This is a genomic window from Polynucleobacter finlandensis (assembly GCF_018881755.1).
GTDB lineage: Bacteria > Pseudomonadota > Gammaproteobacteria > Burkholderiales > Burkholderiaceae > Polynucleobacter > Polynucleobacter finlandensis.
Genome location: NZ_JACVPS010000003.1, coordinates 137548 through 152597, shown reverse-complemented (window position 1 = coordinate 152597; position 15050 = coordinate 137548). Strand labels below are relative to the sequence as shown.

Below are 15050 nucleotides of genomic sequence, written 5' to 3'. Positions count from 1 at the left end.
TTTCTTAGTTTGCCTGCAGCTCTCGTCCACGCGTTTCTGGAAGAATCACTGCAGCAATAAAGAAGACGCCATACGCAACCACTGCAAAGATTGCGATTGCCATTGCCAATCCATATTGAGCTGAGAAGTAACCCACTAAAGCTGGGAATAGCGCGCCGATACCGCGACCAAAGTTATAACAAAAGCCTTGGCCAGATCCACGTAAGCGCGTTGGGAATAATTCAGTGAGGAATGCCCCCATACCAGAGAAGTAGCCGCTGGCAAAGAACCCCAATGGGAATCCAAGCCACATGATCATCTCATTGGTAATGTCTAATTGGGTATACGCCAGCACCAGAACAATTGCACCAATCGAGAAGGTCATAAACAACTTCCGGCGACCATAACGATCAGCCATCCATGCGCCAACCAAGTAACCCACAAAACTACCAACAATCAAGAAGGCTAAATAACCTGTCGACCCTACAACCGTTAACTTGCGCTCAGTCTTCAAGAAGGTTGGAACCCAAGTGGTAATGGCGTAGTAGCCACCTTGTGCACCCATCGTTAACAGCGATGCCAAGATAGTTGTTTTAAGAATGCCTGGTTTGAAGATTTCAAAAATAGAAGGGGAGTCACCTGCTGCCACCACTTTTGCACGAGCAACCTTAGCAATCTCTGGCTCTTCAACATGGCGACGGATATAGAGCAATAACAATGCAGGGAAGAATCCAACAACAAACATTGCACGCCACGCCATATCGGGAGGCAACAAGCTAAACATGATCGCCTGTAAGAGAACAGCGGCGCCCCAACCTACCGCCCATGCCGATTGCACAGATCCCACCGCACGGCCACGATATTCAGCGCGAATGGTTTCACCCATCAACACAGCGCCAGCCGCCCACTCACCACCAAAACCAAACCCAAGCAGTGCACGAGAGATCATGAGCTGATTGAAGTCTTGCGTAAAGGCGCAGATCAAACTAAAGGTTGAGAACCACAGAATCGTGAACTGGAGTGTGCGAACACGCCCGATTCGGTCGGCTAAATAGCCTGCAAACCAGCCACCAAAGGCGGAGGCCAATAAGGTACCGGTTACGGCTAGACCAGCCATGCCGCGGTCAACCTGCCAAACAGCAATAATGGTTCCAATCACTAATGGGTAGATCATGAAATCCATGCCGTCTAATGCCCAGCCCAAGAAGCAACCCCAGAAGGTTTTCTTCTCTTTTGCGTTCATGACTTTATAAAAACCAGTCAAGCTGGTATCAGTCTGTTGACTCATTTTGTCTCCCTTTATTTTTAGGCTTTAAATTACTACATGAGTAGCACCTTTATACCTTAAAAAATTGTCTTTTATAGCTAACTAGCGAAAACCCTTAAGATAAGCAAATGATGCATTGCACACCATTAGGTGATCACAGTCTATTAATTGATTTCTCGGAGTCCAAGAACCCGCTGAAAGAAATCCACGGCTTGAGCAAACTGCTGTTTACAAATAAACCAGCCTGGGCAGCAGAAATCGTACCTGGACTTAGCACCCTAGTCATTCAATTGAATTACAGAGACCAAACTCCAAAACAGGTACGTGAACAAGCCATCAAAGATCTTGAAAAAATCAGCACTCAATTACAAAAACAAAGAAGTGCAAAAGTAGTGGCAAGCCAAACCCATCAAATACAAGTTTGCTATCACTCTGAATTAGCTCTAGATCTCAAGCAAATTGCTCAAGCATGCGGTCTCTCAGTAGAGGAGACTATCAAACTTCACAAGAAAAATATTTATACGGCAGATATTCTGGGATTTATGCCTGGGTTTGCTTACTTTAGTGGCCTCAACCCGAAGTTAAGTTTGCCTCGCCTTACATCGCCAAGACCGTCGGTGCCCAAAGGGAGCGTCGCCATAGCGGAATTGCAAACGGCCATCTACCCGCGGTCGACCCCTGGAGGCTGGAATCTCATTGGTCGATCTCCAAACGTATTATTTGATGTCCAAAAAGAACCACCGGGCTTATTTATGCCGGGAGATGAGATGCATATACAAGAAATCAGTCTTGATCAATTTAACAAGCTTGATGCATCTAACCAAGTAGCAGAAATCATCCTGCCTCTGCGTACACAGAAAAAAAATCAAGCCTCCATAGAAATTAAACAGTCAGGCACTTTTACTACCATTCAAGATCAGCCGCGATCGGGACTCTCTCATTGGGCAGTAGGGCCTGGTGGCGCTAGCGACCTTTACTCTCTAGAGTTAGCAAATACACTTGTTGGCAATGCACTTCATACGGCTGCTTTAGAGATTACAGCGACTGGCCCAAGCCTTCTCTTTAGCGAAGACACTTGCGTAGCTTGGGTTGGTGCTACCTGTAGTGGCATCGTCAACGGTAAACGGATACCCGGCAACCGACCAGTCTGGATTGCCAAAGATTCGACTCTGCAGTTCTCGCCACTCAATCCTGGCTTACGCTGTGTACTCGCGATAGGTGGTGGAATCAATTTACCCACCATTCTGGGCAGTAACGGCTCCCACATTAGCGCGGATATCGGTCCAAAGAGATTGCAAAAAGGCGACATCCTGTTTTTAGAGCATCCAAATGCAGCCCTGGAATCCCCTTATCTGCGAGATCTCTATCACGCGCATGCTTTGCCCTGCTTTCCAAAGTGGCAAGTACGATCTCCCTACTTGCCCACTCAAAAAATTACCCCCATTTATTGCTTGCCTGGCCCTCACCTGCCATTTTTATCTGTCAAGGATCGCGAGATCTTCTGGTCAACAATATGGAAGGTGAGCAATCAAAGTAACCGCATGGGTATTCGACTGGAGAGTGACTTTCAGGTCAAGAAAGCATTGCCTAACATTCCCTCCCAAGCGATTACCTTTGGAACGGTGCAATTTCCACCATCACAAGAGCCGATCGTCATGCTCTCAGAACATCAAACGACTGGCGGGTATCCCCGTTTAGCCGAAGTGATCAAAGCAGATCGGGCAAAATTAGCGCAGGTAAAACCAGGCAATCAAATTCAATTTATGCCAATTGATTTAGAAAAGGCCGATCATTTGAATTTAGAATCCTTACAACTGCAAGAATCAACGATGAACTCAATTGAATTACTGCTTCAGACGGGCATCAAGAGGACTTAATGGACATTAATAGCGACATGGGCGAAGGCATGAGTAATGACGCTGAACTGCTTCATTACATTAGCTCTACCAATATTGCCTGTGGCTGGCATGCTGGCGATCCCGCCACCATGAAACAGTTAGTTGAACAAGCTATTCAAAAGAATGTCCTGATCGGTGCACATCCTGGCTTTCCTGACTTAGAAGGCTTTGGCCGTCGCGAGATGGAGATCTCAGAAGAAGATGCTTATAACTACGTTATATATCAAGCTGGAGCTTTGCAGGGTTTTGCAAATGCTGCTGGCACCAAACTCCATCACGTAAAACCCCATGGTGCTTTTTATAACCAAGCGGCAAAAAATATTCAGTTAGCTAGGGGAATTGCGCGAGCAGTCAAAGATTTAGGTCGGGAAGTGATTTTGTACGGGTTAGCTGGTAGCTGCTTAGTTGATGCCGCAAATGAACTGAAGGTCCCGGTATGGCAAGAAGTTTTTGCTGACCGCCGCTATACCAAAGAAGGCTTTCTGGTTCCACGCACTCAAGCTGGTGCTGTGATTGAAGATGAGGCAGCGGCACTTGAACAGGTGATGCAAATGGCTAAAAAGGGTCAGGTGACTGCGATCGATGGCAGCATCATCAAGATACAAGCAGATACTTTATGTATTCATGGAGACAATCCACACGCCGTGGAATTTGCTCGAAAAATTCAGGCAGCTTTAGCCTGACTCGAAACCTTAAATGCTGTAAGGATAATGAGTAGCTGAAATAAGGCCACCCCAATAAAGAGTAATTTGGGTAGATTCGCATCCATAAATATTCCAAAGATGAGTGGGCCAAGCGCTGCACCCAGATCGATTCCAGAATAAACAATTCCATATACTCTTCCAGATGCGCCGGCTGGGGTTGCTGCGCGAATCATCAAATCACGCGATGGGGCCGCCACCCCAATTCCAAGGCCAATCACAACAAATGGGATAACGACAAGATCTATCGGCACCCAACCAGTGGCCAATAAAAGACTCATCACAATACTGATGACAAAACTGATGGTGATGATGCCTTCAGGAGATTTAAAGCGGGTAGCTATGTAAGCACCCAGTAGCATCCCCCCTGCACCGCCTAAAGCCATGAGAGTCAAAAAGTAATTTCCTGTGCTGACATCGAGCGTGTAGATTTGGAAAAGTGCTGTTGGTGCAAATGATTGAAGACCTGTAGTGGCAGCAACACTAAACAAAAAGAAAATCCAACAGAGCCATACTGCTGGTAATTTCAAAAATCCATAGGTAGTCATGGGAACACCACTAGGGTTGCTCGCTGCATGACTCTTTCTGGATTCCTCATGCCGCTCTTGAGCGTTATCTAGCAGCAGCCCACGATTCATCCAAAGGAACAACAGAATTAGAGCTTCGAGAGCAGCGGCAGCCACAAAGGCAATGCGCCAATCAGTCACAGTCGCTATCGCCACCATAAAAGCAGGTGCAGCAGCCCAGCCTAAGTAGCCAGTAACGCCATGAACCGAATACGCATAAGGCAAATTTGGGGGTGAAATTTTATGATTGATGAGGGTGTAATCAACTGGATGAAAGATGCCGTTACCGCACCCAGCAACGATCGCAGCCAAAACTAACATGGTGTATCCATTGCTTTGGGAATACATCAATGCCGCCAGAATCAATAAGCCCATGCCAGAGAACAACACTGGCCGAGCCCCCACTTTATCAACCAAAAATCCGGATGCAGCCTGCACGATGCAAGAAACCACGAAGAATATCGACATGAGCAAACCAAGCTCAGCATAGTTAACGGCGAACTCATTCTTTAACCATGGAAACATGGGTGGCAGAATTAAATGAAAGAAATGGGAGCTACCGTGAGCCAGGCTAATCAAAGCAATCACCCGGACATCACTGGCACGCCGATTTAATTGCGCATCAGTCATGTCTCGAGTGTACTGGCGCAGGAATTTTCCTGCTTGCTTTCTATTCGACGCTAGTGAACTTGACGGGTAAAGCTAAATTCACCTTTTTTATCCACATCTACGGGCACAACATCCTGAGGACCGAAGGTACCTTCCAGGATCATTTTAGAAACTGGGTTCTCAATGTACTGCTGAATAGCACGCTTGAGTGGCCTAGCTCCATAAACTGGATCAAAACCTACTTCAGCAATCTTATTCAAAGCGGCATCACTAACCTCAAGCTGCATATCTACTCTAGCCAGACGATCCGACAAGTTCTTGAGAAGAATCTTTGCAATATTGGCAATATTGGCCTTATCAAGACCGTGGAACACTACGATCTCGTCGATACGATTCAAGAATTCTGGACGGAAATGATTCTTCAACTCACCAAAAACAGCCTCTTTAATTTCAGACTGTTTTTTATCGGCCATTGACTGAATCAAATGCGATCCAATGTTGCTGGTCATCACAATGACGGTATTCTTGAAGTCAACAGTACGACCTTGACCATCCGTTAAACGACCATCATCCAACACTTGCAGTAAGACGTTAAAAACATCAGGGTGCGCCTTCTCGATTTCATCGAACAAGATCACGCTGTATGGATGGCGACGTACTTTTTCTGTCAAATAGCCACCCTCTTCGTAACCAACATAACCTGGAGGCGCCCCAATTAAGCGGGCAACACTATGCTTCTCCATGAACTCACTCATATCAATGCGAATTAAGTGCTCTTCACTATCAAACAAGAAGCCAGCCAAAGCTTTGCAGAGTTCAGTTTTACCAACGCCAGTAGGCCCAAGGAATAAGAATGAGCCATAAGGCCGATTTTCTTCAGCTAGGCCTGCGCGTGAGCGACGAATGGCATCTGATACCGCACGAATAGCCTCTTCTTGACCAACCACGCGCTGATGAAGCAACTCTTCCATCTTGAGTAATTTATCGCGCTCACCTTGCATCATTTTAGAAACAGGAATGCCTGTCGCGCGAGAAACTACTTCAGCTATTTCTTCGGCGCCAACCTGGGTACGCAGGAGCTTGTGTTTCACAACACCGTCTTTATCGCCCTTTGCTTCAGCAGCAGCAGCGGATTTCAGCTTAGCCTCAAGCTCAGGCAATTTGCCATATTGCAATTCAGCGACTTTTTCTAATTTACCTTCGCGTTGGAGCTTCACAATGTCGGTCTTGATCTTCTCGATCTCCTCCTTAATATTGGCAGCACCCAGAACAGCGCCCTTTTCAGCCTTCCAGATTTCTTCTAGGTCAGCATACTCAGCTCCAAGACGTTTGATTTCATCTTCGATAAGACCAAGGCGTTTTTGAGAAGCCTCGTCCTTCTCTTTTTTAACAGCTTCACGCTCAATTTTTAACTGAATCAAGCGGCGCTCCATCTTATCCATCACCTCTGGTTTGGAATCAATCTCCATCCGAATGCGTGAACCCGCTTCATCAATCAAATCAATTGCCTTATCTGGCAAGAAACGATCAGTGATGTAACGATGGGATAGCTCTGCAGCAGCCACGATCGCTGGATCGGTAATTTCAATTCCATGATGCAGTTCATAGCGCTCTTGCAGACCACGCAAGATAGCAATGGTTGCCTCTACACTGGGCTCTTCAACCATCACCTTTTGGAAGCGACGCTCTAAAGCAGCATCTTTTTCAATGTACTTACGATATTCATCTAAAGTGGTCGCGCCAATGCAATGCAATTCGCCACGGGCCAAAGCTGGCTTAAGCATATTGCCAGCATCCATTGCGCCATCGCCCTTGCCGGCACCCACCATCGTATGAATCTCATCGATGAAGATAATAGTTTGACCCTCATCTTTGGCGACATCACTTAGCACCGCCTTCAGACGCTCTTCAAAGTCACCCCGATACTTAGCGCCCGCCAACAGCAAAGCCATATCCAAAACTAAGACGCGCTTGTTTTTTAAAGTCTCAGGTACTTCGCCATTCACAATCCGCTGCGCTAAGCCTTCCACAATGGCAGTTTTACCTACGCCAGGTTCACCAATCAACACTGGATTGTTTTTGCCGCGACGTTGCAGAATCTGGATAGTGCGACGAATTTCATCATCACGACCAATAACAGGGTCGAGCTTACCCATACGAGCGCGCTCAGTTAAATCGATCGTGTATTTTTTTAAGGCTTCACGTTGACCTTCAGCATCCGCACTATTCACCGATTCTCCTCCGCGCACTAAATCAATAGCCGCTTCTAATGATTTACGATTTAATCCATTTTCACGAGCAAGTTTGCCTAGCTCGCCCTTGTCATCAGACGCCACCAGCAAAAAAAGTTCGCCGGCAATAAATTGGTCATTACGCTTGTTCGCTTCTTTTTCACATAAGTTCAACCAATTGCTTAAGTCACGTCCAACCTGAACTTCGCCACTAGTGCCTTGAACTTCAGGTAAGTTGCCAATCAACTTCTCAAGGCCTTTTTCTAAGCCAGATACATTGACCCCAGCTCTGGTTAATAAGCTCTTAGCCCCACCATCAGAATCGCGCAACATAGCCAGCAATAAATGGGCTGGCTCAATGTACTGATTGTCTTTGGCTAAGGCTAGGCTTTGAGCCTCGCTGAGCGCTTCTTGAAATTTAGTTGTTAATTTATCTATTCTCATTTTTGTACCCATCTACTCTATGTATATCTATCTATAGAATATAAGGGCAATGTGGCAGATTTCAAGGCTTTATCACCCTTTTTAAGCGGATTTACCCCTATTTTGACCTGGCTTGTTTACCTTCTTGAATGCTCCGATGGCACCCTATACGCCGGTATTACCAATCGGCTAGAACATCGCCTGGAAGCTCATAATTCAGGGCAAGGCGCCCGCTACACCAGGTCTCGCAGACCAGTCGTCCTTTTGGCAACGCAAGACCATCCAGATAGATCTGAGGCCTCTAAGGCGGAAGCTAAATTAAAGAAGCTTCCAAGAGTTCAGAAATTGGGATTTTTTAAGGATGAGAAGGCTTAAGTCTTGGATAACACATCCTCCAGCAAGTCCCATCCTCGTTACAAACTATAGATTGGCTTCGGCGGGCATGGTGCCAACATAGGCAACTACACAGGCAATCAGAATTAATAGCAATCCGATAGCTAGGATCCAGCCCTTTTGATTTTTTTGCATGGCCACTCTTTCAATTTGATTGTGTACATTTTGCATCAAAATAAATGCAAGGCAAGCACCTGGTTCGAGCTTACAGTTTTGCGTGCATACTAAGGTCCATATGATTTCACACCACTGGTCCCAACATTGGCATCGTATCAGCACTAGCCATCGTCTATTGATTATCGGCATGTCTGGCATTGCGACATTTTTTCTACTACCGACCGGGCTCTCCATTCCAGTTTGTGTGGCAATTTCTTGGGTTGTCTCTGGATGTATTTACCTTTTCTTGACTTACATGATGATGTATTTTTCAAGAGAAGAAAATATCTTAACCCTCTCCAAAAAAGAAGACGCTGGCGCTGCCATTATTTTGCTGATCACAATATTGGCAGCCACAGCCAGCCTGGTCGCTATTGTGATTATTCTATCTAGCGTTAGATTGCTTTCTGCTACGGATGCTTTCTGGCAGATTGCCATAGTACTTTCAACTTACACCGTTTCTTGGCTTGTAGTGCACACTGCTTTTGCATTGCACTACGCCCACGCCTACTACATAGAGTTTGAAAAAACCAAAAGTGCCCCCTTGCTTTTTGCAGCAAAGCTGAAACCACTCTATATAGACTTTCTGTATTTTTCAATGGTAATTGGCATGACTTGCCAAACCGCTGATGTCAATATTGCGAACTCCAGAATGCGATTTTGGGTGATGATTCAGGGTATGACAGCATTTATTTTCAATGCATCACTACTAGCGCTGGCCATCAACCTCATCTCAGGGGTAGTGGCGTTGCATTAAATGCTTTCTACTTCTTTTCCCAGCGAGCCATTGCAGCTTCGTCTGTAATGCGGGCATCCACCCATCGCCCACCCTCTGGCGTCTCTTCTTTTTTCCAAAATGGCGCAGCGGTTTTTAGGTAATCCATGATGAACTCGCATGCAGCGAAAGCTTCACCACGATGTGCACTTGTCACAGCCACCAATACGATTTGATCTTCGGGCAAAAGTGGGCCAACTCGGTGAATCACCAAAGTCTTGCGAATATCCCAGCGGGTTTTAGCCTGATCAATGATGTCATGGAGGGCCTTCTCGGTCATCCCTGGGTAATGCTCTAGCGTCATCGCTTTAACTTGACTACCCTCATTCATATCGCGCACTGTACCCAAAAAACTCACCACTGCGCCGACCTGAAGATCACCCTGACGAAGATTCGTAATCTCCGTAGTGAGGTCAAAATCAGCTTCCTGAATGCGAATAAAAGTGTTTACCATCTTATCCACCAGTCACCGGCGGAAAGAAGGCGACTTCAGCACCATCTTCTAGAAGAGTGCCGGCATCAACCATTTGTTGATTTAAGGCACAACGAATCACTTTGTTACTCCCCAGCACTTCTGCCCACACATCACTTCGCTGAGCGAGGTGGCTGCGTAGGTCTGCAATCGTTTTTACTTGCGCAGGAATAGTGATGCTCTCTTGCGGAACGCCAAGCGCCTCACGTAAGGATGCAAAGAATCGTAATTCGAGTTTCATCAGGGAATCGTAGTCCGATTAACTCAGAAGTGCACTAAATGGAATGTACTTGACCATATCACCCGCCTTAATGGCCTCTCCTGGCGGGCAATCTACTAAACCATCCCCCCAAGAGGCGCTAGTGAGAACGCCTGAGCTTTGATTGGGGAATAAATCAAGACCGCCTTGAGAATTGATTTTGACACGCAGAAATTCATTACGACGATCTGCTTTTAACCAATCAAAATCAGCTCGCATCGGGTATGACTGAGGCGCAATTACATCACGCCCCTGTAATTTCAGGATAAAGGGGCGAACAAACAATAGAAAGGTGACAAAGCTTGAAACTGGATTACCAGGCAAACCAATAAACCACGCCTCACCATCTTCTGGCTTGTCAGATTTACGTACCGCACCAAAGGCCAATGGTTTGCCAGGTTTAATGGCGATTTGCCAAAGATCTAAACGTCCTTCTGCAGTAACAGCAGGTTTAATGTGATCTTCCTCGCCGACAGATACGCCACCAGAGGTAATGATCAAATCATGGCCTTTACTTGCTTGACGCAAAGCTTGTCTGGTTGCATCTAAGCGATCAGGAACAATTCCTAAGTCGGTAGCATCGCATCCTAAAGATTTAAGACATGCCAACAGGGTATCGCGATTGGAGTTGTAAATACCACCGGGCTTCAAAGGCTCACCCGGTAAAGCCAGCTCGTCACCCGTGAAGAATGCTGCCACTCTGACACGGCGTTTAACACTCAAATGCGTTAAGCCTGCTGAGGCGGCAACGCCCAATTCTTGAGGGCGCAAAAATGTTCCCGCAACTAAGGCTGTTTTACCCGCTGTTAAATCTTCGCCCTTGCGACGAATCCACTGCCCCACTGCTGGAGTGACATTAATTTGCACCTGCTCAACCTGACCTTCAGGAAGAGTGCAGTCTTCTTGCATGACAATTGCATCAGCACCAGATGGAACTGGTGCACCAGTAAAAATGCGTGCTGCAGTACTAGGCTCTAATTGAGTACCAATGGATCCAGCGGGAATGCGTTGGGCAATCCTCAGAATAGCTCCGGGAACATGAACATCTGCAATGCGAACAGCGTAACCATCCATTGCCGTGTTGTCGAGCGGAGGCACATCTACCAAGCTATTCACATTCTCTGCCAATATTCGGCCGAGCGCTGCTTGAGTTTTCACCTCTTCACTCTCAGTCACAGTCTGAGCATGTGAGAGTAAATGATCTATAGCCTGCTGAGCTGTCAACATCGGTGGCTTAGTCATAGCAATATTTTTTAGAAACTTCTTTTTTATAGGTTAGTTAATTCAGATGCGTCGTGATGAAATTTTTAACCTGATTGATATCAGCATCAATATTTTCTACGCGCTGCGGCAAGGACTTGATATCTTTAAATGCAGCAGGACATTCAGCAGGACGCCCTAGAGCGATTTCAATAGTCTCTTCAAACTTGACAGGCAATGCGGTTTCCAAGACGATCATCGGAATGCCTACCTGCAAATGTTCGCGCGCAACCTTGACACCATCAGCGGTGTGCGTATCAATCATGGTTCCATACTGCCGATAGATATTGCGAATAGTTTCTAAACGGTCCTCGTGGGTACTGCGGCCAGATTGAAAGCCGTATTTGCCCATTTCTTTAAAGATCGCCTCTTTGGAGATGTCAAATCCACCAGCTTCATCAACTTGCCTAAATTTCTCAGCAGTGGCCTTACCGTCTTGACTTAAGAGATCAAAAACAAAGCGTTCAAAGTTGCTAGCTTTGGAGATGTCCATTGATGGGCTAGAAGTATGAAGCGTTTCAGCAGACTTGCGCGCACGGTACACACCTGTGCGGAAGAACTCATCGAGCACATCATTCTCATTGGTGGCAGCCACCAAATGCTCGATTGGCAGACCCATCATACGGGCAATATGCCCAGCGCAAATGTTGCCGAAGTTGCCTGACGGGACGGTAAAGGATACTTTTTCAGCGCTAGATTTAGTCGCTAGTAAATAGCCTTGGAAGTAATACACCACCTGAGCAACCACGCGCCCCCAGTTAATGGAATTCACTGTGCCAATTTGGTTGTTTGCTTTAAAGGCGTGGTCATTGCTCACGGCCTTCACAATATCTTGGCAATCATCAAACACACCGGCAACTGCCAAGTTAAAAATATTGGGATCTTGTAAGGAGTACATCTGCGCAGATTGGAAGGCGCTCATCTTGCCACGAGGTGAAAGCATGAACACTTTCACGCCTTCTTTGCCTCGCATGGCATATTCAGCCGCACTGCCAGTATCGCCAGAGGTAGCACCCAGGATATTGAGCTTTTGCCCGGCGCGCTTTAATGCATATTCAAAAAGATTGCCCAATAACTGCATGGCCATATCTTTGAACGCTAATGTTGGTCCATTGGATAGGCTTAATAAACCAATGCGAGTGCCGCCCTCTTCACCCAGCCAATGTAAAGGTGTAATGTCTTTCGCATTGTCTTGTGAGCGCCCATTGCAGTAGACCTGCTCGGTATAGGTTTTACGCAACAAGGCACGTAAATCATTCTCTGGAATGTCATCGCAATATAAGCTCAATACTTCATAAGCCAAGTCAGCATAAGACAGGCCGCGCCAAGAATCGAGTTGTACTGGTGTTACCTTCGGATAGTGCGCAGGTAAATACAAGCCCCCATCTGGAGCTAAACCGCCCAGCAGAATTTCTAGGAAGGATTGCTGCGGGCTATTACCGCGTGTTGATTGGTAACGCATTGTGTATTAAGACAGATTTTCTAAACGAATTTTGACCACTTCACCGTCGACTGTTTTAAGATTCTGAATCTCATCAATCGCCGCAAGCATGTTTTTTTCTTTAGTTTCGTGTGTGAGCGCAACCAAGTCAGTTTGACTTTCCCCCTCATCCGCCTCTTTTTGTAAGAGTGCATCGATTGAAACACCATGCGACGCCAGGATCTTAGTGATATCAGCCAGCACACCAGCCTGGTCAGCAACACGCATGCGCAGGTAGTAACTTGTGGTGATCTCACCCATTGGCAGTACTGGTGTATCACGGACAGAATCACGCTGGAAAGCTAAGTAAGGAACACGATTCTTAGGGTCAGCGCTCAGCAAGCGGGCAATGTCGACCAAGTCCGCAATCACCGCAGAAGCGGTTGGCTCAGAACCTGCACCTTTACCGTAGTAGAGGGTGGTACCAACAGCATCACCAAATACTTGCACCGCATTCATGGCGCCTTCAACGTTAGCAATCAAACGCTTTGTCGGAATCAGGGTTGGATGTACGCGCAACTCAACACCAGTAGTTGTCTTTTTAGCGATGCCTAATAACTTAATGCGATAGCCCAGCTGCTCAGCATATTTAATATCGATGGCATCTAACTTGGTAATACCTTCTACGTGTGCTTTTTCAAACTGCATCGGAATACCAAATGCAATCGCACTCATGATGGTTGCTTTATGGGCAGCATCAACACCTTCGATATCAAAGGTAGGATCAGCCTCGGCGTAACCTAAACGTTGCGCCTCTTTTAAAACGGTAGCAAAGTCCAAGCCTTTGTCACGCATCTCTGAAAGAATGAAATTCGTAGTGCCATTGATGATGCCGGCAATCCACTCAATACGATTTGCTGTTAAGCCTTCACGCAAGGCTTTAATAATAGGAATACCGCCAGCCACTGCAGCTTCAAATGCAACCATGACACCTTTTTCATGTGCGGCCTTAAAAATCTCATTGCCATGTACTGCAATCAATGCCTTGTTGGCAGTGACTACATGCTTGCCAGCAGCAATCGCTTCAAGCACTAAATCTTTAGCAATGCCATAACCACCGATCAACTCAACTACGATATCAATCTCAGGATTGTTAATCACGGCACGCGCGTCATTCACAACCAATGCATGGTCCTTGACCAACTCTTTAGCTTTTTCTACATTGAGATCTGCAACAGTATGAATGCGAATACCACGGCCAGCGCGGCGTTGAATCTCATCTTGATTACGCTCGAGAACGGTGAATACACCACCACCAACAGTGCCAATACCCAACAGACCTACTTGAATCGGTTTCATGATGCCTTTGCTGCAGTTGAAGAAGTCTTACGACCATGCCTTTGACGATAACGCTCCAGAAAACGTGCAAGCCGGCCAATAGCCTCTTTCAACACATCTTCATGGGGCAAGAACACAACACGGAAATGATCAGGCTTTGCCCAATTAAATCCAGATCCCTGAACTAATAACACTTTTTCTTCTTTCAGAAAATCAGCAATGAATTGCTGATCATCCTCAATCGGATACATCTCTGCATCCAATTTTGGAAAGAGATACAAAGCAGATTTAGGTTTGACGCAAGTCACACCCGGAATTTCTGTAATGAGTTTCCAAGCAAGATCGCGCTGTTTTGCTAAACGACCACCCTCGCCTACTAAATCATTAATACTTTGATAGCCACCAAGCGCCGTTTGAATCGCATATTGCCCTGGCACGTTGGCGCACAGGCGCATTGAGGAGAGCATATTGAGCCCCTCAATATAGTCGCGCACCATTTCTTTATCACCAGATACCACCATCCAACCAGCGCGATAGCCGCAGGAACGGTAGTTCTTGGATAGACCGTTGAAAGTAATGATGACGACATCAGTAGATAAAGACGCCAAGGAAAGATGTTTCTCTTGGTCATACAGCATCTTGTCGTAAATCTCATCGGCAAACAAAATCAAACCATGTTCGCGCGCAATCTCAGTTAATTCGACCAATACTTCTTTGGAATAAATAGCACCTGTTGGATTGTTGGGATTAATCACCACAATCGCTTTGGTGCGCGGCGTAATCTTTTTGCGCAAGTCTGCTAAATCAGGTGCCCATTCTTTTGATTCATCACAAAGGTAGTGAACTGGCAATCCACCAGACAAACTCACAGCAGCAGTCCAAAGCGGATAATCCGGAGCGGGAACCAGCACCTCATCACCATTGTTGAGCAATGCATTCATTGACATCACAATGAGCTCAGAAACGCCATTACCGGTGTAAATATCGTCCAAAGTCACGCCTTGAATGCCTTTTTCCTGGGAGTACTGCATGATTGCCTTGCGGGCTGCAAAGATTCCCTTGGAATCGGAGTACGCTGATGCATTACTCAAATTGCGGATCATGTCGCGTTGTATCTCTTCGGGAGGGTCGAAGCCAAATACCCCCACATTGCCGATATTCAATTTGATGATCTTTTGACCCTCTTCCTCCATGCGCTGAGCAAGCTCGAGCACTGGCCCACGTATGTCATAACAGACGTTATTGAGTTTTTCGGACTTTAGGATCGGTTTCACAATAAATTAAAGGTAAGTTCTTGAAATCT

The 15050-nt window shown here is 46.3% G+C and carries 13 protein-coding genes; 4 read left to right on the top strand and 9 right to left on the bottom strand.

Translation table 11 applies throughout. The annotated features are described in order from the left end of the window. Window positions 1-4: 4 nt before the first annotated feature. Window positions 5-1267 (bottom strand): MFS transporter, encoded by a 1263-nt coding sequence (locus ICN49_RS02990; RefSeq protein ID WP_216165652.1) that lies wholly within the window; start codon window positions 1265-1267, stop codon window positions 5-7. A gap of 107 nt (window positions 1268-1374) precedes the next feature. Between ICN49_RS02990 and ICN49_RS02985 the strand changes: the two genes are divergently transcribed. After that, window positions 1375-3123, top strand: a complete 1749-nt coding sequence (locus ICN49_RS02985; RefSeq protein ID WP_216165650.1) for a 5-oxoprolinase subunit B/C family protein — start codon at window positions 1375-1377, stop codon at window positions 3121-3123. Then, window positions 3123-3827 (top strand): 5-oxoprolinase subunit PxpA, encoded by a 705-nt coding sequence (locus ICN49_RS02980; RefSeq protein WP_216165648.1) that lies wholly within the window; start codon window positions 3123-3125, stop codon window positions 3825-3827. The genes ICN49_RS02985 and ICN49_RS02980 overlap by 1 nt, the downstream gene beginning before the upstream one ends. Here the strand turns inward: ICN49_RS02980 and ICN49_RS02975 are convergent. After that, window positions 3809-5041: an MFS transporter gene (locus ICN49_RS02975; protein WP_216165646.1), complete on the bottom strand. Its 1233-nt coding sequence runs from the start codon at window positions 5039-5041 to the stop codon at window positions 3809-3811. The genes ICN49_RS02980 and ICN49_RS02975 overlap by 19 nt on opposite strands. 50 nt (window positions 5042-5091) lie before the next feature. Beyond that, entirely contained in the window at window positions 5092-7695 is a 2604-nt protein-coding gene (gene clpB, locus ICN49_RS02970; protein ID WP_216165644.1) for an ATP-dependent chaperone ClpB, read from the bottom strand. 51 nt (window positions 7696-7746) lie between these two features. Here clpB and ICN49_RS02965 point away from each other — a divergent pair, with 51 nt between their 5' ends. Further along, on the top strand, window positions 7747-8049 hold the full coding sequence (locus tag ICN49_RS02965; protein ID WP_369411497.1) for a GIY-YIG nuclease family protein: 303 nt from the start codon (window positions 7747-7749) through the stop codon (window positions 8047-8049). 253 nt (window positions 8050-8302) lie between these two features. Continuing rightward, a complete protein-coding gene (locus ICN49_RS02960; RefSeq protein ID WP_216165642.1) occupies window positions 8303-8980 on the top strand; it encodes a DUF1345 domain-containing protein in 678 nt (225 codons plus the stop codon). A gap of 7 nt (window positions 8981-8987) precedes the next feature. Here the strand turns inward: ICN49_RS02960 and moaE are convergent, their stop codons facing one another. Genes moaE through ICN49_RS02930 form a run of 6 tightly spaced genes read right to left on the bottom strand, consistent with a single transcriptional unit; the run spans window position 8988 to window position 15021 of the window. Beyond that, the gene (moaE, locus tag ICN49_RS02955) at window positions 8988-9452 is read right to left on the bottom strand and encodes a molybdopterin synthase catalytic subunit MoaE (RefSeq protein ID WP_216165640.1); all 465 of its coding nucleotides are present in this window, start codon (window positions 9450-9452) and stop codon (window positions 8988-8990) included. A 1-nt stretch (window position 9453) separates the two neighbouring features. Further along, window positions 9454-9711: a molybdopterin converting factor subunit 1 gene (moaD, locus tag ICN49_RS02950; protein WP_216165639.1), complete on the bottom strand. Its 258-nt coding sequence runs from the start codon at window positions 9709-9711 to the stop codon at window positions 9454-9456. An 18-nt stretch (window positions 9712-9729) separates the two neighbouring features. Beyond that, entirely contained in the window at window positions 9730-10956 is a 1227-nt protein-coding gene (locus tag ICN49_RS02945; RefSeq protein WP_216165788.1) for a molybdopterin molybdotransferase MoeA, read from the bottom strand. Between the two features lie 52 nt (window positions 10957-11008). Then, window positions 11009-12451 (bottom strand): threonine synthase, encoded by a 1443-nt coding sequence (gene thrC, locus ICN49_RS02940; RefSeq protein ID WP_216165637.1) that lies wholly within the window; start codon window positions 12449-12451, stop codon window positions 11009-11011. Window positions 12452-12457: 6 nt separating this feature from the next. Continuing rightward, the gene (locus ICN49_RS02935) at window positions 12458-13768 is read right to left on the bottom strand and encodes a homoserine dehydrogenase (protein WP_216165635.1); all 1311 of its coding nucleotides are present in this window, start codon (window positions 13766-13768) and stop codon (window positions 12458-12460) included. Next, complete coding sequence (locus ICN49_RS02930; protein WP_216165633.1) at window positions 13765-15021, bottom strand: pyridoxal phosphate-dependent aminotransferase; 1257 nt, start codon at window positions 15019-15021, stop codon at window positions 13765-13767. Before ICN49_RS02930 ends, ICN49_RS02935 begins: the two co-directional genes overlap by 4 nt. Window positions 15022-15050: the final 29 nt, after the last annotated feature.